Source organism: Pseudomonas sp. B10 (genome assembly GCF_900156235.1).
Taxonomy (GTDB): Bacteria; Pseudomonadota; Gammaproteobacteria; order Pseudomonadales; family Pseudomonadaceae; genus Aquipseudomonas; species Aquipseudomonas siliginis.
In genome coordinates, this window is record NZ_LT707063.1 from 4,111,737 (window position 1) to 4,134,063 (window position 22,327).

The window sequence follows — 22,327 nt, forward strand, 5'->3', positions numbered from 1 at the left end:
TTGATTGAATTCGGAAGGGGGGGCAGGCCATCGTGGGCCAGAATCAAAGGGGCGAAAGGCTTAGTGTTGAATCTCGTAACATGCAGATCGCATTTTTAGAAGTTATTAGCATCTGTGTGAATTATTAAAGATGATGTTGAAAGTTTGCTTTTTCACAAAATGTCAAATGTCGCGGCTGTTTATATTTAAGTTCGACGTTAATACTTTGCCGAGCCCTTGAGGGGTGAAATATATTAATCGGCTGAGGTGTTATCAGATGTTTGATGAGCAAGTTGGTATTTCCCGTATCGAGGTAAAACTCGACGCCACAAATCATGGCCAGCACAAAGTGCTTTATGCCAACGGTCGCATGCAGGTGCGTGTATTGGTGCTTCTGCACGGCATCGATAACAGTGGGGACGGCGTATCGCTGCATGGACATCCTGCATTGCAGTCATTGCGGCTGATTGCCTACAACGGTGCTCGGCCTCTGGAGGGAGACTGGAGTGTTTCGATTCAGGAAAATCGTTACGCTCACGAAATGTCGGGTGGGGCAACGCGCCTGACAGAAGTCCCGCGGGTCAGTGACAACCAGATAAGCAACGCCGCAGATCCGGTACAGATTTTCCAGTTCTGGGTCTCGGCTTCCCGACCTGGAATTATGGAAGTGGCTGCCGAGATCTCCTTGAATGGCGTGGTATTGCGAAGTAATGGGGTTGGTTTCGACAGCAGTGTCACGCTGGAGGCGATTCCTCCGAAAAAATACAATCAGAACAGTTTCTCTCTTTATAAGTACGGTACTTTCAGCGAAAGAGTGTACGAGGAGCGCATTCAGTATTTTCATCTCGGGCTTCACGCTGACGGTCGCCAGATCAACGTTCTTGACTGGTATAGCACCGATATAAGACTTAATCCGTATGATGCTGAAGACGCGGTAATGGTGTACTCGTCAGGCACGATAAACCACTACAGTGGTGGCGGCAGGAGTTTTTATGGCTATCTGGCGCCGATCTATGGGCGATCGGCTTCGGTCAATACGCCTCTGGGTTTTATTACTTTCCCGATTAACGATGTGCCTGGTGTATTGACGCTGGTACAGCGCACGACTCTACAGACGGAGGAGAAGCCGGCGACGAGAGGTGCGTTCGAATTCGCCGTGATTGATGAGTTCGGTACGGAGCACTGGCTTGCTATCAAAGGCGATACAGAACAGCGAACTTTTATTCTGGATGAGTCGAAACGGTCAACAAAATAATTTGCCTGATTTCATTTGCGTGATTCAGCGAATTTTCGTTGGCCAGCTTGACCTGTTTAAATTTGCACCTGGAATAAAGGATATTTTGCTATGGAAAGTAACTCATCTTCCGCTGTTCACTCCAACGCTTTCAACTTTGGTGAATTTGTTTCTGGGGGCGTTGATCCCCGCACGGGCATGTACACCTGCGCATTTTCGCTTGGCAAGTTGCACTCGGCGGATCTCAATGGTCCGGAACTTGCACTTTCAGTGGCTTTAATCCGCTCAATCAGGCGGATAGCGGGTTCGGCGTTGGCTGGTCTTTGACACTGACCAATTATGACTTGCGCAGTAAAGTGATGACCTTGTCCAACGGTGAGCGCTACAAGGCTGTCGAGACGTCTACCGGTCTGAAGTTCAAGGAAATGAAACTGCAGACGGCGAAAGTGGCAGTCGCTGGAGCGGGGCGCTATGAAGTTCGATACAAGGATGGGCGGCGTGAACTGCTCAAAGTCCTGGCCGGCACTCAGGTCGCCGTCGTGGAAAAAATAATCGCGGCGAATGGTGTGAGCATTACGCTGAAGCATGAGTTGTTCAACCAGTTTCCCCGATTGGCCGAAGTCCGTGATGGCAAGCGCTGCCTGTTGAAAATCACCCGCGCGGCAGGTCAGGTGACGCTGTCCCGGCATCCCGACACTACTTCCAGTTCCAACTACAAGCTGATCTTGAAGAACTCTCGAGTGACGGCCATCGAGTTGCCGGTTGGTAAGGGTTGGGACCTTGAGTATGAAGTCATCGCTGGAGCCAGCTATGTTCATCGCATCGTCAATCCGCTGCGCGGGGTCGAAATCATTCGCTACAAGCGGCACGGCCACCGCTTCATCAGCGGTGTGGAACAGACACTGCCGTTTGTTATCGCTCACGATGTCTACCCTGGGCGCGGTCAGCCCCGACTGTGCAAGACCTACACGTACTCCGACCATAACTTCCTTGGACAGGGCCTCCTTCCTGCCAAGGATAGTGACCTGGATCCTCTCTATCTGGCGCCCGGCCACTACGTCTACACCTCGGACGAGCACTTGCTGGTCAGCGGCAAAGTACATACCCGCATCAAACGCACCTACAACAAATTCCATCTGTTGGTGGCTGAGGTTACAACCTGCGGTGACGCCCAGATCGCCACCACCACGGAATATCACTGTTCCGTTACCAAGCCATTCAGTGAGCAGGTGGCTCAGTTCCGCATGCCTAAAGTCCACACGGTGACGTACCTTGATCGGCGTACTCAACAGCAGCGTGTGGAAACCACCGTCACGGAGTTCGATGACGAAGGTAACTTGCTCAAGCAGGTCGAGCCCACTGGGGTGACGACGACCACGGAATTTTATCCGGCCAGTGGTGGAGATAACTGCCCAGAGGATCCGCTGGGCTTTTCCAGATTCCCGAAAAAAAGGACGGTGACTGCTGCCGCATCCGATGGTGCTTCGACAGTCACCTACTACGACTACGCGCTGCATCCGGCGCTGGACGGTGCGGAACTGGCATCCGTGTTACCGGTCGAGGAGCGTTTTTGTGAAGTGTTGGAAGGCGTTGAGGTATTGCGTTCGAAAACCGCACGCAGTTATTTGAATACGCCCGGGGATCCACTCAAGCATGGAGCCACGAAAGAGCAAAGTGTCGTTCTGAATGATAAAAAAACCGCTATCGAATTTTCCTATGAACTTGAGGGTGACAGGTTGCGAGTCAGGTCCAGCACGCGCGGATTTGACGGCACGCTGCAGACCAGTGAGAAAGTGCTGTCGACGCTGACCGGATTACAGGTCTCTGAAGTCGGTGTCGATGGCGAGCACATCGAGCATGAGTACGACGCAATCGGTCGGGCAGTGGGCAAAACGGTTGCTGCCGGCACCCCATATGTGGCCGTTACCCGGTGGACCTATCTGGCTGCCAGCAAACAGCATCCGGCGACAATGGTGACCACGGATCCTGCTGGCGGCGAGCAAAAAGTGACTTATGACGGGATGGAACGGGTGATCACCGTTCATGAAAAGGACTGCGACCATCCCGACAAGGACGGTCTGATTCAGACACGCACGCTTTATTCTGCGCTGCATGATTCGGTCGGCCACAAGGTGAAAGTGACGCTGACTGATTGGCGTGATGGCAAGCCTTATCCGGTCAGCACCGGCTACGAATTCGATTCCTGGGGCCAGGTCAGCAAGACGCTGCACGATGATGGACGTATCGAACACAGCGAGGCGGACCCGGTTCTTCGCCGGCAGACCCATTGGCTCCAGGGGATGGGCAAGACGATCACCCTCGTCAATGATTTCGGTAAACCGCTGAGTGTCGAGAGCTTCAATCTGAAGAACAAAAGTCTCGGCAAAACTGTGTACACCTATGACGGCTACGGGCGCACAACCAGTCAGACAGACCCTGTCGGCAATACCAGCCGATATGAGTACGACGTTTTTGACCGGATAACCCGCAGTGTCCTGCCCGACGCCACTGCGGTCGTGACCGACTACGCCGGGCACAGTGATGAAGGTCTGCCGATCAACATCAAGGTCGCTGACAAAGTGTTGGGGCAGCAAACTTATGACGGTCTGGGTCGCTTGATCCGAAGTACCGTTGGCGGACGTAAGTCCGAGGCAGGTTATGAAGCGGGCTTCACCCAGCCGCAGTGGTACAGGAGTGCTGATGGCAAAAAGACCGAATTCACTTATTTGCGGGAACTGGGCGGCCTGCTGACTGAGCGCAAGGCAGGGGATCTGGTCACGACCATGACGTATGACCCCCTCAGTGGCAATCCCTTGACCTGTACCGAAAACGGCAGACAGCGCAGTTTCACCTATCACCCCTCCGGGCGTGTGAAAACCGAAACGACGACCCTCGGCGCTATCACCAAAGCAACCTCCAGTACCTGGTCCCTGCAGGGGCGACCGATCGCCCATGTCAATGTACTCGGAGCTGAAAGCACATCCGAATACGATAAGCACGGCCGCCTGCTATCCACCTCCCAGGGCTCGCTTAAAACCGAATTCCACTACAACGCGCAGACGGGGATGCTGGACTGGACGAAAACCGAAGAAACCTCAATCAAGCGTCAAATGCTCACCCGGTTTGCCTATGACGATATCGGGCGTGAAACCCGCCGTACATTCGAGATTCAGGGTCAGCCAGACCAGACCCTGGAATCGACTTACACGCTGGCTGGCAAACTGGCGCAGAAAGTGTCCAGACGTGGCACTCAACTTTTACGTGATGAACAGTTCACCTACGATGTGCGCGGGCGCTTGATCCAGTACGACTGTGCCGGCACGCAAAAGCCGCGCGATCCGTATGGCAAGGAAATTGTCCGCCAGACATTCACCTTCGATGCATTGGATAACATCCTCACCGTGCAGACGAAGTTCCCGCTGGGGGTGAATCTGACCACCTTCAGTTACGACAATCCTGATCCTGCACAGCTCAGCGCCGTCAAACATTCCCACGTCGACTATCCCTCGGCAGTGACGCTGGAATACGACGTCAACGGCAGGATGATCAAGGACGACCAGGCGCGAACGCTGGCCTATGACGCGTTCGGACGTCTCGAGCAGTTGTCCAGTGCAGGGGGATCAGTGATTCGTGGCTACCATTACGACGGTTTCGACGATCTGGTGGAGCTGTCGCAACCCGAAAAAGCAATTGTGCAGCGTTACTACTACGCCGGCCGGGTTGCCAACGAGGTGAGTGGTGATAGTTCAACCAGTGTTGTGCGTCACGGTGGAGCGCTCGTGGGGCAACAGCAATCGGGGTTGGACCCCGACACGCAGCTATACGGCACTGATCAGCAGCAAAGTGTGCTGGCAACGCTGGGCGAAGTGCAGCTCACCGATTGCGCCTACAGCCCTTATGGGCATCGTCCCGCCGAAGGTGGATTGTTCAGCGTGGCAGGGTTCAACGGCGAACAGCTGGATCCGGTTACCGGGCTGTATCTGCTGGGCAACGGTTACAGGGCTTATAGTCCGACACTGATGCGCTTTCTCGCCCCCGACAGCATGAGTCCGTTCGGCGCGGGCGGATTGAATGCCTACAGTTACTGCCTGGGCGACCCCGTCAATCGTGTCGACCCTACCGGGCATATCTCCTGGCAATCGATCCTGGGCATCGGCCTCAGTGTTCTCGGAATTGTTGCCAGCGTGGTGACGATGGGCGCGGCGACGCCATGGGCAGTGGCGGCATTGGGGCTGGCGGTTGCTTCAGGCCTGGCGGGTATTGCCAGCGAGGTGGTCAATGAACTCGCACCGGGTTCTCAAGCGGGCGAGATATTGGGCTGGATCAGTTTTGGTCTTGGGCTGGCTTCGGTGGGGGCGGGGCTGGCAGCTGGTGCCAAAGCGGGCATCAATGCTGGCAGGAAACTGGCTGGCGCCTTCAAGCAAGGCCTGAGTAGTAAAGGCTCCAAAGCAGCGGGTCAAGAGATGGCCCGAGGCATGATCAAGGGTAAGGGAAACAAGGCGGCGGCCAAGGCGAAGGCGAAGGCGAAGGCCAGCGCGGCCGTTCAGGAAGAGGCCGAGAAACCATGGTCACTCGTCAGGGTCGACCCCAAAAAGAATATCCTTGAGAAAGAGGGCCTTACCGGCTTGCTTGAAAAGGCCGAAACCTTCATGCAGCACATTGAGGCGGGTAACTCCCCGACGTCTTCTGCAGCGCTGATTCATGCCAAATACACGCCAATGCATGGTCCATCCGGCTCAGCATCAAAGCCGATGCATCTCTATCTGTCGCAAGGAGACCGAATATATATGACCGAAAACGCCAAGGAGCGGATCGCGGTCATCAACCAGCTGGGTGGTCATTTAAAGGAAAAAAAGTAAGTCGGAGCACGCAACGAAACGAAACGATACAAGGCGCAAGCAGGAACACTCAAGGTCCGGCTACGATTTGAACAGTATGCTTGCCGGTTTTGCGAGCGCGCGGCGGGCGTGCCGTTCCAGTGCCCACTCGACATGTTCCCTGACCAACTCTGACGGATAATCCCGTCGCGCCTTCAATGCTTCCAGCACCGGAATCGTTGAAGGCGCATTCCCCAGCCCCACCGCCAGATTGCGTAACCAGCGCTCGTACCCGGCACGCCGCAACGGTGAACCTTCGGTGCTGCTCAAGAACTTTTCTTCATCCCACATGAACAGTTCAGCCAGCTCGGCATTATCGAGATTGTGCCGTGGCTTGAAATCGCTTTCTCCAGTCGGCCGGGCGAAGCGGTTCCATGGGCAGACGATCTGGCAGTCATCGCAGCCAAATACCCGATTGCCTATCAACGCCCGCAATTCTTCGGGAATCGCGGTTTTCAGTTCTATGGTCAGATAGGAAATGCAGCGCCGAGCGTCCAGCACGTATGGGCCGACAAAGGCGTTGGTCGGGCAAATGTCGAGGCATGCGGTGCAACGCCCGCAATGTTCGCTGCTGTGCGGTTCGTCCACCGGTAGCGGCAGGTCGACGAACAGTTCGCTCAGGAAGAAATAACTCCCGGCCTTGCGGTTCAATACCAAGGTATTTTTACCGATCCAGCCCAGTCCAGCCTGTTCGGCGATGGCTTTTTCCAGCACCGGTGCGCTGTCGACGAAGGCACGAAAGCCGAACGGGCCGATCTGCGCCTGGATCTTGTCGGCCAATTGTTGAACACGTTTACGGATCAATTTGTGGTAATCGCGGCCCAAGGCATAACGCGACACGTAAGCCTTCTCCGGCTCAGCCAGGCGTTTGGCCATTTCGGTATCGCCTGGCAAGTAGTCCATGCGCAGGGAAACCACGCGCAACGTGCCCGGCACCAGCTCGTCGGGATGCGAGCGTTTGCTGCCATGGGCGCCCATGTAGTCCATGTCGCCGTGGTAGCCGGCCTCGAGCCAGCGCTGCAGATGCTGCTCGTGTTCGGCCAGGTCCAGCCCGCTGATGCCGACTTGCTGGAAGCCCAGCTCGCGGCCCCAATCCTTGATCGATTGGGCGAGGGCGGGCAGGTCTGTGGTGATGGCGGACATGAGGCGAGAGAAACCGGAGCTGAGGTGCGTATAATTCTGCCAGACATCGGAGCCCGAAGACGCATGCCGCAGACGAAAGATGAATTACCCGACGCGCTGTACCGCGCCGCGCAGGTGCGCGAAGTCGACGCGCGGCTGATCGCCGCCGGCACGCCGGGCTTCGAATTGATGCAACGTGCCGCCCGCGCCACGTGGCGCGCACTGGTGCGCAAATGGCCGGGCGCGAACGAGCTGACCGTGCTCGCCGGCCATGGCAACAATGCCGGCGACGGTTATCTGGTGGCCGGGTTGGCGCTGCGGGCCGGTTGGACAGTGCGCGTTCTCGCCGTCGGCGATCCGCAACGTTTGCAGGGCGATGCCGCACTGGCCCATGCCGAATCGGTGGCTGCTGGTGTTGTGGTGCAAGGCTGGCAGGCGCAAAGCGAGCTGCGTGGTGTCGTCCTCGATGCGTTGCTCGGCACTGGCCTGAGCGGCGAAGTGCGTGAGCCCTATGCATCGGCGATCAAGGCGATCAACGCCGGCGGTTTGCCGGTAGCAGCGGTCGATATTCCTTCCGGGCTGTGTGCCGATACCGGGTGTGAACTGGGTGTCGCGGTATGCGCCGATCTAACGGTGACCTTCATTGCTATGAAGGTCGGGCTGTTGACCGGTGATGCTGCGGATCATATCGGTGAGCTGGTCTTCAACGACCTGCAAGCCACCGACGAAATTTTCAGTGACATTCCTGTCTGCGCTCAGCGTCTGAGCGCCGCTAATCTTCCAGCACTTGCACCGCGTGCGGCGACCTCGCACAAGGGCCGCTTTGGCCATGTGTTGCTGATCGGCGGCGATCACGGGTTCGGCGGAGCGATTCTGCTCAGCACGGAAATGGCCTTGCGCGGCGGCGCGGGCATGGTTTCGCTGGCGACTCGCCCAGAGCATGTGCCGGCGGCGCTGACTCGGGTCCCGGAGGCGATGGCGCTCGGTACTTCGTCAGCCAATCAACTGATGGGGCTGCTGGAAAAAGTTTCGGTGCTGGTGGTCGGGCCGGGCCTCGGTCAGGCCAGTTGGGGTCGTGCCCTGTTGTCGGCGGCCGCCAATGCTGCGTTGCCGCAAGTGTGGGACGCCGACGCGTTGAACCTGCTGGCCAGCGATTTTGTCCAGTTGCCCAAGGATTGCGTGATCACCCCGCATCCGGGAGAAGCGGCGCGCTTGCTTGGCATCAGTACCGCCGAAGTGCAGGCCGATCGCCCGGCCGCTGCTCTGGCGTTGAGCAAAAAATATTCAGCGGTAGTGGTTCTGAAAGGTGCCGGCAGTCTGATCGCCCATCCAGACGGGCGTCTGGCCCTCTGTCATGAGGGCCATCCGGCGATGGCCACAGGCGGGTTGGGGGATGTGCTGGCCGGTCTCACCGGCGCATTGCTGGCCCAGGACATGGACGCGTTCGATGCGGCATGCCTGGCCGTCTGGCTGCACGCCAACGCGGGTATGCAACAAGGCAAATTCGGCCGTGGGCTGGCGGCCAGTGATCTGATTCCAGCCATTCGTCAGTTGTTGGAGGAGCAAGCACCGTGTCTGAAGTAACCCTGTACCTGGCCGATGAACAGGCAATGAGCGACTTTGGCGCACGGATTGCCCGCGTCACCCAGGGCCATGGCCTGATTTTTCTTGAAGGTAATCTGGGTATGGGCAAAACCACCCTGTCGCGGGGCATCATTCGCGGTTTGGGCCATGTTGGCGCGGTAAAAAGTCCGACCTTCACATTGGTCGAGCCCTACGAGATCGGTGACATTCGTGCCTTCCACTTTGACCTCTATCGCCTGGTCGATCCCGAGGAGCTGGAGTTTCTCGGTATCCGCGACTACTTCGAAGACAATGCCCTGTGCCTGATCGAGTGGCCCGATAAAGGTGCAGGCTTTTTGCCAAAGCCTGACCTGACCATTACCATTAGCCCGCAAGACAGCGGGCGTTCGCTGAAAATTTTAGCCCAGGGCTCGCGTGGCGAGGCCTGGTGTGCCGCTTTGGCATTGGAATCCAATTAAATGATGGGGTTTGGTATGCGCTTTCGCGCGTTGGTGGCTGCCGCTGGACTGATGTTGATGGCAGTAACCGTCAACGCTGTGGCCGATTCAAAGGTCAACAGCGTGCGCCTGTGGCGGGCGCCGGACAACACGCGACTGGTCTTTGACCTCAGCGGCCCGGTGCAGCACAGCGTTTTCACCCTGACAGCCCCTGATCGGCTGGTGATCGACATCAATGGCGCCACCCTCGGCGCGCCATTGAACGTGCAGACCGCGAACACGCCGATCACTGCGATGCGCTCAGCCCAGCGCACGCCGACCGACCTGCGCGTGGTCATCGACCTGAAAAAAGCCGTCACCCCGAAAAGCTTCTCGCTGGCGCCGAACGCGCAATACGGCAACCGTCTGGTGGTCGATCTGTTCGACAACCCTGCCGATGCCGCGCCGCCGCCGGCCCCGACGCCATCGGTGGCGACCGTGCCGGCAGTGCCGGTGACCCCGACCGAACCGGCGATCAAGCTGCCGCCAGCCCCGGCCGGCAAACGCGACATTATCGTGGTGATCGACGCCGGCCACGGTGGCGAAGACCCGGGCGCGTCCGGTTCGCGCGGCCAGCGTGAGAAAGACGTGGTACTGCAGATCGCTCGCGAGCTGCAGCGTCAGGTCAACGGCATGAAAGGCTTCCGCGCCGAGCTGACCCGTACCGGCGACTACTTCATTCCATTGCGCGGGCGAACCGAAATCGCCCGCAAGAAGGGCGCCGACCTGTTCGTCTCGATCCACGCCGACGCCGCGCCGTCCGCAGCCGCGTTCGGTGCTTCGGTGTTCGCCCTCTCTGATCGTGGCGCTACGTCCGAGACCGCCCGTTGGCTGGCCGACAGTGAAAACCGTTCCGACCTGATCGGTGGTGCCGGCAACGTCAGCCTCGACGACAAGGACCGCATGCTCGCCGGCGTGTTGCTCGACCTGTCGATGACTGCGTCGCTGACCTCCAGTCTCAACGTCGGCCAGAAGGTTCTGACCAACATCGGTCGCGTCACGCCGCTGCACAAACAGCGTGTGGAACAAGCCGGGTTCATGGTGCTGAAGTCGCCGGACATCCCGTCGATCCTGGTCGAAACCGGCTTTATCTCCAACGCCAACGAAGCGAACAAGCTGTCCGCATCGAGCCACCAGCAAGCGCTGGCCCGTTCAATCAGCAGCGGCGTGCGCCAGTTCTTCCAGCAGAATCCGCCGCCGGGCACCTACATCGCCTGGCTGCGTGACTCCGGCAAGATTGCCCAAGGCCCGCGCGACCACCGTGTCGGCCCGGGTGAAACCCTGGCGATGATCGGCGTGCGCTATCAGGTTTCGCCGGCCACCTTGCGCGCCGCCAACAATCTGAAAAGCGATGAGCTGAAAGTCGGTCAGCACCTGACCATTCCAGGCACCGAACTGGCGTCCAAAGAATGAACCAGGTAATGAACACCGCGCGCATCGAGCTGCTCAGCCCACGACTGGCGAACCAGATCGCCGCTGGTGAGGTGGTCGAGCGCCCGGCTTCGGTGATCAAGGAGTTGCTGGAAAACAGCCTCGACTCTGGCGCCAAGCGTATTGACGTCGATGTCGAGCAGGGCGGCGTCAAGTTGCTGCGCGTGCGCGATGACGGCAGCGGTATTTCCGCCGATGACCTGCCGCTCGCCCTGGCCCGTCACGCCACCAGCAAGATTCGCAATCTTGAGGATCTCGAACAGGTGATGAGCCTGGGTTTCCGTGGCGAGGCGCTGGCGTCGATCAGCTCCGTGGCGCGTCTGACCCTGACCTCGCGCACCCGCGATGCCGATCAGGCCTGGCAGGTCGAAACCGAAGGCCGGGACATGGCGCCGCGCGTGCAGCCGGCGGCGCATCCGGTCGGCACTTCGGTGGAAGTCCGCGACCTGTTCTTCAACACCCCGGCCCGGCGCAAATTTCTCAAGACCGAAAAAACCGAATTCGATCATCTGCAAGAAGTGATCAAGCGTCTGGCGCTGGCGCGCTTCGACGTGGCTTTTCATCTGCGCCACAACGGCAAGACCATCCTCAGCCTGCACGAGGCCCACGATGATGCGGCCCGCGCACGGCGTGTGGCGGCGATCTGCGGTTCGGGCTTCCTTGAGCAGGCGTTGCCGATCGAGATCGAACGCAATGGCTTGCACTTGTGGGGATGGGTCGGTTTGCCGACCTTCAACCGTAGCCAGGCTGACTTGCAGTATTTCTTTGTGAACGGGCGGTCGGTGCGCGACAAACTGGTGGCCCACGCGGTACGCCAGGCTTATCGCGACGTACTGTTCAACGGTCGGCACCCGACCTTCGCGCTGTTTTTCGAGGTCGATCCTGCAGCGGTAGATGTCAACGTGCACCCGACCAAGCATGAAGTGCGCTTCCGTGACGGGCGCATGGTCCACGATTTCCTGTATGGCACGCTGCACCGTGCGCTGGGCGATGTGCGTCCGGAAGATCAATTGGCCGGCTCGGTCACCACGGCGATCGTTCGGCCGAGCGGGATCGAGGCGGGCGAATTCGGCCCACAGGGCGAGATGCGTCTGGCCGCCAATGCGCTGCTGGAGCAGCCGCAGGCGCAACCGGCGTTCAACACGTCCTCCGGCGCCAGCGCTGGCGGCGCTTATCAGTATCAATACACGCCGCGTCCGCAATCGGCGCTGCCCGCTGCCGAGGCTCAAGCCGCTTACAAAGAGTTTTTCGCGCCGCTGCCTGAAGCCAATGCCAGCGCGCTGCCAACCGGTCAAGAAGATATCCCGCCGCTCGGCTATGCACTGGCGCAGCTCAAGGGCATCTATATTTTGTCCGAGAACGCCCATGGTCTGGTGCTGGTGGACATGCATGCCGCCCACGAGCGGATCATGTACGAGCGCCTGAAAATCGCCATGGCCAGCGAAGGTCTCAGTGGCCAGCCGTTGCTGGTGCCGGAATCGCTGGCGGTCAGTCAGCGCGAGGCCGATTGCGCTGAAGAACACGCCGCTTGGTTTCAGCGGCTTGGTTTTGAATTACAGCGGCTGGGGCCGGAAACCCTGGCGATCCGGCAGATTCCGGCACTGCTCAAGCAAGCCGAAGCCAATCGACTGGTCGGCGACGTGCTCTCTGACCTGATGGAATACGGCACCAGTGACCGTATCCAGGCGCACCTCAACGAACTGCTCGGCACCATGGCCTGCCACGGCGCGATCCGCGCCAACCGGCGCTTGGCCCTGCCGGAAATGAACGGTCTGCTGCGCGACATGGAAAACACCGAGCGCAGCGGTCAATGCAACCATGGCCGACCGACCTGGACCCAATTGGGCCTGGACGATCTGGACAAACTGTTCCTGCGCGGTCGCTGATGAGCCAGCTTCCTCCAGCGATTTTCCTGATGGGCCCGACCGCTGCGGGCAAGACCGATCTGGCCATCGAGCTGACCAAGGTGCTGCCGTGCGAATTGATCAGTGTCGATTCGGCGCTGGTCTACCGCGGCATGGACATCGGCACGGCCAAACCTTCGAAAGAACTGCTCGCCGAATATCCGCACCGGCTGATCGACATTCTCGATCCTGCCGAAGCGTATTCCGCTGCCGATTTTCGTCGCGACGCGTTGCAGGCCATGGCCGAAATCACTGGGCGAGGAAAGATCCCGCTGCTGGTCGGCGGCACCATGCTCTATTACAAGGCTCTGGTCGAAGGTCTGGCGGACATGCCGGCGGCCGATCCCGAGGTGCGTGCGCAGATCGAGGAAGAAGCTGCACGCCTCGGCTGGCAAGCCCTGCACGATCAACTGGCGCAAATCGATCCGGTGTCGGCGGCGCGCATTCATCCCAATGATCCGCAGCGCTTGAGTCGGGCACTGGAAGTATATCGAGTCAGCGGGCAGAGCATGACCGCCCTGCGCGAGCAACAATCTGCGCTAAGTACTGAAGCAGCCGCTTCGGGACGCCAACAATTGCCCTATACTGTCGCGAACCTGGCCATTGCTCCGGCGAATCGTCAGGTTCTGCACCAGCGAATTGAACAAAGATTCACAAATATGTTGGAACAGGGATTCATCGACGAGGTCGTAGCCCTGCGTAAAAGAAGTGACCTGCATTCCGGGTTGCCGTCTATACGTGCGGTAGGCTACCGCCAAGTCTGGGATTACCTGGACGGCAAGCTGACATTGGCCCATATGCAGGAGCGGGGCATCATCGCCACGCGCCAATTGGCCAAACGCCAGTTTACCTGGCTGCGCAGCTGGGACGATTTGCACTGGCTGGACAGTCTTGATTGCGACAATCTGCCACGCGCCTTGAAATACCTTGGGACCATCTCCATATTGAGCTGAGTCCTTGCAATTGCCGTCTATCCTTGGGGGTGTGACGGCCGAAGCCATCTGAATTTACCTGTTTTTATTATTGAATCCTTAAAGGAGTGCGGCACATGTCAAAAGGGCATTCGCTACAAGACCCTTACCTGAACACTTTACGTAAAGAGAAAGTCGGGGTTTCCATCTATCTGGTCAACGGTATCAAGCTGCAAGGGACGATCGAGTCGTTCGACCAGTTCGTGATCCTGCTGAAAAACACCGTAAGCCAGATGGTCTACAAACACGCTATCTCGACCGTCGTGCCGGTTCGTCCAATTCGTCTGCCTAGCGCAACCGAAAACGAACAGGGCGATGCCGATGCAGCGCCGGGTAACGCCTGATAGGAGTCTCCTTTGTTCTTTGAGCGCCACGGTGGTGGTGAACGAGTCATCCTCGTTCACTTGGATGGACAGGACCCTGAGGCGCGCGAAGATCCGCAGGAGTTTCAGGAGTTGGCAAATTCGGCTGGCGCCGAGACCGTCGCGTTTTTTAACGTGCCGCGTCATCGGCCAACCGCCAAATATCTGATCGGCAGCGGCAAGGTCGAGGAACTGCGCGACCTGGTCAAGGCTGAAGAAGCCGATCTGGTGATTTTCAATCACATCCTCACGCCCAGTCAGGAACGCAACCTCGAACGTGTCTTCGAGTGTCGCGTGATCGACCGCACCGGGCTGATTCTCGATATTTTCGCCCAACGCGCACGCACCCATGAGGGCAAGCTGCAGGTCGAACTGGCCCAGCTTGACCACATGAGCACGCGGCTGGTTCGCGGCTGGACTCACCTTGAGCGTCAGGGTGGCGGTATCGGTATGCGCGGTCCGGGTGAAACCCAGCTGGAAACCGACCGCCGTCTGCTGCGGGTTCGCCTGCGTCAGATCAAGGGGCGGCTGGAGAAGGTGCGCAGTCAGCGCGAGCAGTCGCGCCGTGGCCGATCCCGTGCGGACATCCCTACCGTTTCGCTGGTGGGATACACCAACGCCGGCAAATCGACACTCTTCAACAACGTGACGAAGTCCGAGGTGTACGCGGCCGATCAGTTGTTCGCCACGCTCGACCCGACCCTGCGCCGGCTGGAGCTTGACGACCTCGGTCCGATCGTCCTCGCCGACACCGTGGGGTTCATTCGTCACCTGCCACACAAGCTGGTCGAGGCATTTCGGTCTACGCTCGAAGAGTCGAGCAATTCCGACCTGCTGTTGCACGTGATCGATGCGGCCGAACCGGATCGCATGTTGCAGATCGAGCAGGTGATGGTGGTGCTGGGCGAGATTGGTGCCCAGGACTTGCCGATCCTCGAGGTCTATAACAAACTCGATTTGCTTGAAGGCGTCGAGCCGCAGATCCAGCGCGATGCCGATGGCAAGCCGCAACGGGTCTGGCTCTCTGCGCGGGATGGCAGCGGTCTGGAGTTACTTGAACAGGCCATTGCCGAGTTGCTCGGCAGTGATCTGTTCGTCGGTACCTTGCGCTTGCCGCAACGATTCGCTCGGCTGCGTGCGCAGTTCTTCGAACTCGGGGCGGTGCAGAAAGAAGAATACGATGATGAAGGTGTCAGCCTGCTGGCCGTTCGTTTGCCCCGGATCGAGCTGAATCGATTGGTAAGCCGCGAAGGATTGCAGCCGATGGAATTCATCGAGCAACACACTTTGCAATAAAAGCCTGACAAAGCGGTTGTGCCGCAACGGCAGGCATTCTGTAGCATTGGTCGGCGCGCCGTGGGTGCGTCTTTGCTTTATCAGATGGAGAGCGCTATGGCTTGGAATGAGCCGGGTGGCAACTCGAATAATCAGGATCCCTGGGGTGGCAAGCGCCGCAATAACGGCGACCGCAAGGGACCACCGGATCTCGACGAGGCCTTCCGAAAGCTGCAGGAAAGCCTGAACGGGTTGTTCGGTGGTGGTAAGAAACGCGGTGATGACGGCGGCGGGTCGGGGCGCAGCAGTGGCGGCTTCGGCGGTCTGCTCGGCATCGGCCTGGTCGTGCTGGCGGCTGTCTGGCTGTACAGCGCGGTCTACGTGGTGGACGAGCAGGAGCAAGCCGTGGTGCTGCGCTTCGGCAAGTACTACGAGACTGTCGGCCCGGGTCTGAACATCTACTTCCCGCCGATCGACAAGAAGTACATGGAGAACGTGACGCGTGAGCGTGCGTACTCCAAGCAGGGCCAGATGCTGACTGAAGACGAGAACATCGTCGAAGTGCCGCTGACCGTGCAGTACAAGATCAGCAACCTGCAGGACTTCGTGCTGAACGTCGATCAGCCGGAAATCAGTCTGCAGCACGCGACCGAAAGTGCACTGCGTCACGTGGTCGGTTCCACCGCCATGGACCAGGTGCTGACCGAAGGTCGTGAATTGATGGCCAGCGAAATCAAGGAGCGTCTGCAACGTTTCCTCGATACCTATCGCACCGGTATCACCGTGACTCAGGTCAACGTACAGAGCGCAGCGGCACCGCGTGAAGTGCAGGAAGCCTTCGATGACGTGATCCGCGCCCGTGAAGACGAGCAGCGTTCGCGCAACCAGGCTGAAACATACGCCAACGGCGTTGTGCCGGAAGCCCGTGGTCAGGCCCAGCGCATCATCGAAGATGCCAACGGTTACCGCGACGAGACCATCTCGCGCGCCAAGGGTGAGGCCGATCGTTTCACCAAGCTGGTCGCCGAGTATCGCAAGGCACCTGAAGTCACCCGCGAGCGTCTGTACCTGGACACCATGCAGGAAGTCTTCAGCAATACCAGCAAGGTCCTCGTGACCGGCAACAAGAACGGCCAGAGCAATCTGCTCTACCTGCCGTTGGACAAGATGATCCAGAACAGTTCGGGTAATGCACCGGTGACCGGTTCGGCCGCCAGCAACAACACGGACGTCACGCCGCATGTCACTGACGTGCCGCAGACGCGTACAAGGGAGACCCGCTGATGAGCAATAAATCGCTGATCGCCCTGATCGTTGGCGTCGTTGTGGTACTGGTGGGCTGGAATTGCTTCTACATCGTCGCTCAGACCGAGCGCGCGGTGCTGCTGCAATTCGGTCGCGTGGTTCAGGCCGATGTCCAGCCGGGTCTGCATGTGAAAGTGCCTTACGTCAACCAGGTGCGCAAATTCGACGCGCGTCTGCTGACGCTGGATGCACCGACGCAGCGCTTCCTGACCCTGGAAAAGAAAGCCGTGATGGTCGATGCCTACGCCAAGTGGCGGGTGAAAGATGCCGAGCGCTTCTACACCGCGACTTCGGGTCTGAAGCAGATCGCCGACGAACGTCTGTCCCGTCGTCTCGAATCGGGCCTGCGTGACCAGTTCGGCAAGCGCACCCTGCATGAAGTGGTGTCGGGTGAGCGTGATGCTCTGATGGCTGACATCACTGCATCGCTGAACAAGATGGCGGAAAAAGAGCTGGGTATCGAAGTGGTCGATGTCCGGGTCAAGGCCATCGATCTGCCGAAAGAAGTGAACCGCAGCGTGTTCGAACGTATGAGCACCGAGCGTGAGCGTGAAGCTCGCGAGCACCGCGCCAAGGGTAACGAGCTGGCCGAAGGCATCCGTGCCGACGCCGATCGTCAACGCCGCGTGCTGCTGGCCGAAGCCTATCGTGAATCCGAAGAGGTTCGCGGTGACGGTGACGCCCAGGCTGCTGCGATCTACTCCAAGGCCTACGGTCAGGATCAGGAGTTCTACGGTTTCTACCGTAGCCTGCGTGCCTACCGTGAAAGCTTCGCGAACAAATCCGACGTCCTGGTCCTCGACCCAAGCAGCGACTTCTTCCGTTACCTGGAAAAAGCCAAACCTTGATACGACGTTGACCTGAATCAGTCCGCCCGGCGGCTAAAACCTCGGGCGGGGTGATCCTTTCGGAAAACGTGTGTATGATGCGGCAGCCGGGAAATTCCCGGCTTTTTTGCGTCTGCACGTTTGATTGCTGTTTTTGTTGCAGGCATCGGGTTTGAATAGCCCGAGCGTTTTTCGAGGAAAGTGATGGGCGAAGCCGCCAGCCGGCCTTTCGCTGCGTCGTTCATGCGCGTGCGTTTTGAACGATCCGGTCATTTTCTGCTTCACTCAAGGCTCGCCCTCGTGCTGGCCGCCCGGATCAAAGGGGAATGGCGTAATGGCAACGGTAGACCGCTGGCTGCTGCCAGATGGCATCGAAGAAGTACTGCCACCGGAGGCGGCGCGCATTGAAGTCGCGCGTCGTCAGGTGTTGGATCTGTTCCAGAGCTGGGGTTACGAGTTCGTCGTGACTCCCCATATCGAGTACCTGGAATCCCTGCTGACCGGCGCGGGCCAGGACCTGGATCTGCGTACCTTCAAGGTCATCGACCCGCAATCGGGCCGGCAGATGGGTTTCCGCGCCGACATCACGCCGCAGGTCGCGCGCATCGATGCGCACACCCTGCGTCGCGAAGGCCCGAGCCGTCTGTGCTACGCCGGCAGCGTTCTGCACGCCCAGCCGCGTGCATTGTCGTCCTCGCGCAGCCCGATCCAGCTGGGCGCAGAGCTGTACGGCGACGCCAGCCCGAGCAGCGACGTCGAAGTCATCAGCCTGATGCTGGCCATGCTGCAACTGGCCGATGTGCCGGACGTGCACATGGACCTCGGCCATGTCGGCATCTACCGTGGTCTGGCGCGCGCCGCCGGTCTGTCTGGTGAAGTCGAGCAGCAGTTGTTCGATGCCCTGCAGCGCAAAGCCATCGATGAAGTGATTATCCTGACCGAAGGTCTCCCGGCCGATCTGTCGGGGATGCTGCGTGCCTTGGTTGATCTGTGCGGCGGCCGTGAAGTGTTGAGCGCTGCCCGCGAGCGTCTGGCCAATGCGCCGGCGCCGGTGCTGGCGGCGCTGGAAGATCTGCTGGCGATCGCCGAGCGTCTTTCCGTGCGCTTCCCGCAGCTGCCGCTGTATTTCGACCTCGGCGAGCTGCGCGGCTACCACTACCACACCGGTGTGGTGTTCGCGGTGTTCGTGCCGGGCGTTGGCCAGTCCATCGCTCAGGGCGGTCGTTACGATGACATCGGTGCCGACTTCGGTCGCGCCCGTCCGGCGACTGGTTTCTCTACCGATTTGAAAACCCTGGTGACCCTGGGGCGTGCTGAGATCGAGCTACCGTCTGGCGGTATCTGGATGCCTGACAGTACGGATGCGGCACTCTGGCAGCAGGTTTGCCAGTTGCGCAGTGAGGGTCAGCGTGTCGTTCAGGCCTTGCCTGGACAACCTTTGGCCGCCGCCCGTGATGCGGACTGCGACCGGCAATTGATTCAGCAGAACGGGCTTTGGCAAGTATCGCCACTGGCTTCTTGAGTTTTCCTGCCGGCCATCGCCGGCACCAAGTTTGCGCGAATGAGGACAAGTGTTATGGGTAAGAATGTCGTAGTCCTGGGCACCCAGTGGGGTGATGAGGGCAAAGGCAAGATCGTTGATCTGCTGACCGAACATGCTGCCGCCGTAGTGCGCTACCAGGGTGGCCACAACGCGGGTCACACGCTGGTGATCGACGGCGAGAAAACCGTCTTGCACCTGATTCCGTCGGGCGTGCTGCGCGAAGGCGTGCAATGCCTGATCGGCAACGGCGTGGTGGTTGCACCTGACGCCCTGCTGCGCGAGATCACCAAGCTGGAAGAGAAAGGCGTACCAGTGCGCGAGCGCCTGCGTATCAGCCCGTCCTGCCCGCTGATCCTGTCCTTCCACGTTGCGCTGGACCAGGCCCGTGAAAAGGCCCGTGGCGAGCTGAAGATCGGTACTACCGGTCGCGGCATCGGCCCGGCTTACGAAGACAAGGTTGCCCGTCGTGGCTTGCGTGTCGGCGATCTGCTGAACATGCCGCGCTTCGAAGACAAGCTGCGTGAACTGGTGGATTACCACAACTTCATGCTGGTCGGTTACTACAAAGAGCCAGCCATCGAGTTCGAAAAGACCCTGGCCGAGTGCAAGGAATACGCTGAGCTGCTCAAGCCGTTGATGCTCGACGTGACCGCCGAGCTGCACGACCTGCGTCGTGCCGGCAAGGACATCATGTTCGAAGGCGCGCAAGGTTCGTTGCTCGACATCGACCACGGCACCTATCCGTACGTGACCAGCTCCAACACCACCGCGGGTGGCGTGGCGACCGGTTCGGGCGTCGGTCCGATGTTCCTCGACTACATCCTGGGCATCACCAAGGCCTACACCACTCGCGTCGGTTCCGGCCCGTTCCCGACCGAGCTGTTTGACGAAGTCGGTGCGCACCTGGCCAAGCAAGGTCACGAGTTCGGCGCCACCACTGGCCGTGCCCGTCGTTGCGGCTGGTTCGACGCCGTCATCCTGCGTCGCGCTATCGATGTGAACAGCATCTCGGGCATCTGCCTGACCAAGCTGGACGTACTCGACGGTCTGGAAACCATCAACATCTGCGTCGGCTACAAAGACGCGCAAGGCAATGCTGTTGCCCCGACCGATGCTGACAGCTACGTAGGCCTGCAGCCGGTGTACGAAGAAGTGCCGGGCTGGAGCGAATCGACCGTGGGTGCCAAGACCCTGGAAGAGCTGCCGGCCAATGCTCGTGCCTACATCAAACGCGTTGAAGAGTTGATCGGCGCGCCGATCGACATTATTTCGACGGGCCCGGACCGCAACGAAACCATCGTTCTGCGTCATCCGTTCGCTTGATAAGTTGTTGATGTAAAAAACAAAGGCCCCTTAATCGGGGCCTTTGTCGTTTATGCCTGTTGGACGGCATGACCTTTGCTGTGAATCTGTCTACAAGAGTGCCATCAAATTAATGGCGTCAGAAGTAGAGGGATTTAAAGTGTCAGCCGTTCTCTCACTGTTACAAAGCCGTTTGTTGCGGCCGGTGTTCGTTACCCTTGGTATCGCCCTTTTGGTGCAGGTGTTGGTGGCGGTTGCCCTGACGCGGAGCACGGTGACCGCGCTGGAAGCCGATCTGGCCGTGCGCCTGGGTGCCGATAGCCAGAAACTCTCCGGTGAACTGGAGCAGGCCGGGCGTGAAGTCACTTCGAGTCTTGATGCGCTGTCAGCCAGTACTCGTCAGCGCCTGACGGTCGGCCTGTCCGCGCGTCTGAAAGAAGAGCAGGCGCAGCTGCGAGCGACGCTGGAAAAGGACCTGAAGGATTCGGCCAACGACATGGCGCAGTTGCTTGCATCCGTAGCGCCGCGTGCCATGTGGGACAGCGACGTGCCGACGCTCTCGGAGTTCGCTCGTCGCGCCCAGCGCAATCCCAACGTGCTGTTCGTGGTGTATGACGACGCCACCGGCCAGCATCTGACTCGTTATCTCAATCGTGAAAACCCGATCAACAAGGCCTTGCTCGAAAAAGGTCAGGGTGAGCGTGCGCTGGATAAAGTGCTGGATGCGGCGAAGAACGATCCCTCAGTCTATTACCTCGAAGCCTCGATCAATCCCAATGGCGTGGAGATCGGCAAAGTGCTGATGGGCGTTTCCACAGCCTCGGTGGAAACCGATCTGGCCGAGCTCGACAAGCGCTTCCTGGCGCTGATTGCCAGCAGCGATCAACTGGTCGGCGACAGCCTCAAAGGCGCGGCGGCGGACAGTGCCAAGGCGATGCAGGCGCGTCTGCAATCGGCGCAAGCCACCGCTGGCGAAATGAAAGCCAACACCGCACAAACCGTTCAAGACGCTGCCGCGACACTGCGCTGGCGCATCGGCCTTGGCCTGGCACTGGTCGGTTGCGGCGTCCTGCTGTTGCTGGCCGTGGTGCTCGGTCATCGCGTGGTCAATCGTCTGAAAATGCTCAATGCGGCGATGGACGATCTGGCAGCGGGCGAGGGCGATCTGACCAAGCGTGTGCAGATCAACAGCAAGGATGAAATCGGCGACATGGCCTCGGCGGTCAATCGCTTTGTGGATAAATTGCAGCCGATCGTGCGCGAGGCGGGCGACGTCGCTCAGCGCACTGGCGTGGAAATCGGCGCGATGACTTTGCGCAACGCTGGCGCCGATGCCGCTGCCGGAATGCAGCGCGATGAAGTGGCGGAAAGCCTGCGCGCGCTGTCGCAAATGGCAGACGAGGCGCAGTCGGAAAGTCAGGCGATGCAGGCGGCGCTGAAGCAGGTTGTCGATATTCGTCAGGCCACCGATGAGAACACCCGGACTTCGGCGAAGGTTGGCAGCCTGATCGAAGCGCTGGCCGGGCAGGTCGATACCGGGGCGAAGGTTATCGAGCGACTGGCGCAGCAGAGCGAGCAGATCGAGGTGGTGCTGACGGTGATTCATGGCATCGCCGAACAGACCAACCTGCTGGCGTTGAACGCTGCGATCGAGGCGGCGCGGGCCGGTGAAACCGGGCGTGGGTTTGCCGTGGTGGCGGATGAAGTGCGGGCACTGGCGAGCAAAACGCAGAGCTCGACGGGCGATATTCAAGCGCACATCGTCGCTCTGCAGCAGGGCGCACGTGAGGCAGTCGAGGCGATTGGTCAGGCCGGACGGCAGGCCAGCGAAGGTTTGCTGGTCTTGCGCGACAGTGCGCGCTTGCAGCAATCAGTGCAGGCTTCGGTCGAGCAGGTGCATGCGGCGATAGGTCTGGCGACGCAAGCAGCAGCACATCAGGCGCAGGGTGCGCAGGCAGTGCGTGGGCGCGTCGAGACGATTCATGCACAGGCCGAGAAAGCGGCGCAGGCAGTGGTGGAAACCACGGCCAGTGGCAAGGTGCTGGATGGTCTGGCGGCGCAATTGAAAGCCAGCTTGGGGCAGTTCCGGGCCTGATGTAATCTGGGCTGGCCTCTTCGCGAGCAGGCTCGCTCCC

Annotated in this window: 16 protein-coding genes; 15 read left to right on the plus strand and 1 reads right to left on the minus strand. The window is 59.5% G+C overall.

Going from position 1 to position 22,327, the window contains the following annotated elements; translation table 11 throughout:
* The first annotated feature begins 256 nt into the window (after positions 1–256).
* The 3 genes from BXA01_RS18625 to BXA01_RS18630 all read left to right on the plus strand — a co-directional run bounded on the left by BXA01_RS18625 (position 257) and on the right by BXA01_RS18630 (position 6,072).
* Positions 257–1,234 carry a hypothetical protein gene (locus BXA01_RS18625; protein WP_076565388.1) on the plus strand — a complete coding sequence of 326 codons (978 nt, stop codon included), beginning with the start codon at positions 257–259 and terminating at the stop codon, positions 1,232–1,234.
* Positions 1,235–1,324: 90 nt separating this feature from the next.
* Positions 1,325–1,540 carry a hypothetical protein gene (locus tag BXA01_RS26985; protein ID WP_157115969.1) on the plus strand — a complete coding sequence of 72 codons (216 nt, stop codon included), beginning with the start codon at positions 1,325–1,327 and terminating at the stop codon, positions 1,538–1,540.
* Positions 1,541–1,572: 32 nt separating this feature from the next.
* Positions 1,573–6,072, plus strand: a complete 4,500-nt coding sequence (locus BXA01_RS18630; protein ID WP_157115970.1) for an RHS repeat domain-containing protein — start codon at positions 1,573–1,575, stop codon at positions 6,070–6,072.
* 60 nt (positions 6,073–6,132) lie between these two features.
* Here the strand turns inward: BXA01_RS18630 and queG are convergent, their stop codons facing one another.
* Complete coding sequence (gene queG, locus BXA01_RS18635; protein WP_076565393.1) at positions 6,133–7,233, minus strand: tRNA epoxyqueuosine(34) reductase QueG; 1,101 nt, start codon at positions 7,231–7,233, stop codon at positions 6,133–6,135.
* 63 nt (positions 7,234–7,296) lie between these two features.
* Here queG and BXA01_RS18640 point away from each other — a divergent pair, with 63 nt between their 5' ends.
* The 12 genes from BXA01_RS18640 (at position 7,297) to BXA01_RS18695 (ending at position 22,287) form a co-directional block, all read left to right on the plus strand.
* Positions 7,297–8,796 carry a bifunctional ADP-dependent NAD(P)H-hydrate dehydratase/NAD(P)H-hydrate epimerase gene (locus tag BXA01_RS18640; protein WP_076565395.1) on the plus strand — a complete coding sequence of 500 codons (1,500 nt, stop codon included), beginning with the start codon at positions 7,297–7,299 and terminating at the stop codon, positions 8,794–8,796.
* Positions 8,784–9,254 carry a tRNA (adenosine(37)-N6)-threonylcarbamoyltransferase complex ATPase subunit type 1 TsaE gene (gene tsaE / locus BXA01_RS18645; protein ID WP_076565398.1) on the plus strand — a complete coding sequence of 157 codons (471 nt, stop codon included), beginning with the start codon at positions 8,784–8,786 and terminating at the stop codon, positions 9,252–9,254. The genes BXA01_RS18640 and tsaE overlap by 13 nt, the downstream gene beginning before the upstream one ends.
* Before the next feature lie 51 nt (positions 9,255–9,305).
* Positions 9,306–10,685: an N-acetylmuramoyl-L-alanine amidase gene (locus BXA01_RS18650; RefSeq protein ID WP_370593506.1), complete on the plus strand. Its 1,380-nt coding sequence runs from the start codon at positions 9,306–9,308 to the stop codon at positions 10,683–10,685.
* Entirely contained in the window at positions 10,682–12,589 is a 1,908-nt protein-coding gene (mutL, locus tag BXA01_RS18655; RefSeq protein WP_076565400.1) for a DNA mismatch repair endonuclease MutL, read from the plus strand. The genes BXA01_RS18650 and mutL overlap by 4 nt, the downstream gene beginning before the upstream one ends.
* The gene (gene miaA / locus BXA01_RS18660) at positions 12,589–13,560 is read left to right on the plus strand and encodes a tRNA (adenosine(37)-N6)-dimethylallyltransferase MiaA (RefSeq protein WP_076565401.1); all 972 of its coding nucleotides are present in this window, start codon (positions 12,589–12,591) and stop codon (positions 13,558–13,560) included. The genes mutL and miaA overlap by 1 nt, the downstream gene beginning before the upstream one ends.
* 95 nt (positions 13,561–13,655) lie before the next feature.
* Entirely contained in the window at positions 13,656–13,922 is a 267-nt protein-coding gene (gene hfq, locus BXA01_RS18665; RefSeq protein ID WP_016771947.1) for an RNA chaperone Hfq, read from the plus strand.
* Between the two features lie 12 nt (positions 13,923–13,934).
* Complete coding sequence (gene hflX / locus BXA01_RS18670) at positions 13,935–15,236, plus strand: ribosome rescue GTPase HflX (protein ID WP_041480728.1); 1,302 nt, start codon at positions 13,935–13,937, stop codon at positions 15,234–15,236.
* Between the two features lie 96 nt (positions 15,237–15,332).
* Positions 15,333–16,499, plus strand: coding sequence for an FtsH protease activity modulator HflK (hflK, locus tag BXA01_RS18675; RefSeq protein WP_076565403.1), 1,167 nt, complete (start codon positions 15,333–15,335; stop codon positions 16,497–16,499).
* Complete coding sequence (gene hflC, locus BXA01_RS18680) at positions 16,499–17,368, plus strand: protease modulator HflC (protein ID WP_016771945.1); 870 nt, start codon at positions 16,499–16,501, stop codon at positions 17,366–17,368. Before hflK ends, hflC begins: the two co-directional genes overlap by 1 nt.
* Positions 17,369–17,681: 313 nt before the next feature.
* Positions 17,682–18,869: an ATP phosphoribosyltransferase regulatory subunit gene (locus tag BXA01_RS18685; protein WP_076565405.1), complete on the plus strand. Its 1,188-nt coding sequence runs from the start codon at positions 17,682–17,684 to the stop codon at positions 18,867–18,869.
* Positions 18,870–18,923: 54 nt separating this feature from the next.
* On the plus strand, positions 18,924–20,213 hold the full coding sequence (locus BXA01_RS18690; protein WP_016771943.1) for an adenylosuccinate synthase: 1,290 nt from the start codon (positions 18,924–18,926) through the stop codon (positions 20,211–20,213).
* 139 nt (positions 20,214–20,352) lie between these two features.
* Positions 20,353–22,287, plus strand: coding sequence for a methyl-accepting chemotaxis protein (locus BXA01_RS18695; RefSeq protein WP_076565408.1), 1,935 nt, complete (start codon positions 20,353–20,355; stop codon positions 22,285–22,287).
* The last annotated feature ends 40 nt before the right edge of the window (positions 22,288–22,327 follow it).

What these genes read in the sequence shown, in the direction of transcription:
- BXA01_RS18690 (WP_016771943.1), top strand. Translation starts at nt 18,924, where the DNA reads ATGGGTAAGAATGTCGTAGTCCTGGGCACCCAGTGGGGTGATGAGGGC.
- BXA01_RS18650 (WP_370593506.1), top strand. Translation starts at nt 9,306, where the DNA reads ATGTTGATGGCAGTAACCGTCAACGCTGTGGCCGATTCAAAGGTCAAC.
- queG (WP_076565393.1), bottom strand. Translation starts at nt 7,233, where the DNA reads ATGTCCGCCATCACCACAGACCTGCCCGCCCTCGCCCAATCGATCAAG.
- BXA01_RS18685 (WP_076565405.1), top strand. Translation starts at nt 17,682, where the DNA reads ATGGCAACGGTAGACCGCTGGCTGCTGCCAGATGGCATCGAAGAAGTA.
- hfq (WP_016771947.1), top strand. Translation starts at nt 13,656, where the DNA reads ATGTCAAAAGGGCATTCGCTACAAGACCCTTACCTGAACACTTTACGT.
- BXA01_RS18625 (WP_076565388.1), top strand. Translation starts at nt 257, where the DNA reads ATGTTTGATGAGCAAGTTGGTATTTCCCGTATCGAGGTAAAACTCGAC.
- BXA01_RS26985 (WP_157115969.1), top strand. Translation starts at nt 1,325, where the DNA reads ATGGAAAGTAACTCATCTTCCGCTGTTCACTCCAACGCTTTCAACTTT.
- mutL (WP_076565400.1), top strand. Translation starts at nt 10,682, where the DNA reads ATGAACCAGGTAATGAACACCGCGCGCATCGAGCTGCTCAGCCCACGA.
- hflC (WP_016771945.1), top strand. Translation starts at nt 16,499, where the DNA reads ATGAGCAATAAATCGCTGATCGCCCTGATCGTTGGCGTCGTTGTGGTA.
- BXA01_RS18630 (WP_157115970.1), top strand. Translation starts at nt 1,573, where the DNA reads ATGACCTTGTCCAACGGTGAGCGCTACAAGGCTGTCGAGACGTCTACC.
- miaA (WP_076565401.1), top strand. Translation starts at nt 12,589, where the DNA reads ATGAGCCAGCTTCCTCCAGCGATTTTCCTGATGGGCCCGACCGCTGCG.
- BXA01_RS18640 (WP_076565395.1), top strand. Translation starts at nt 7,297, where the DNA reads ATGCCGCAGACGAAAGATGAATTACCCGACGCGCTGTACCGCGCCGCG.
- hflK (WP_076565403.1), top strand. Translation starts at nt 15,333, where the DNA reads ATGGCTTGGAATGAGCCGGGTGGCAACTCGAATAATCAGGATCCCTGG.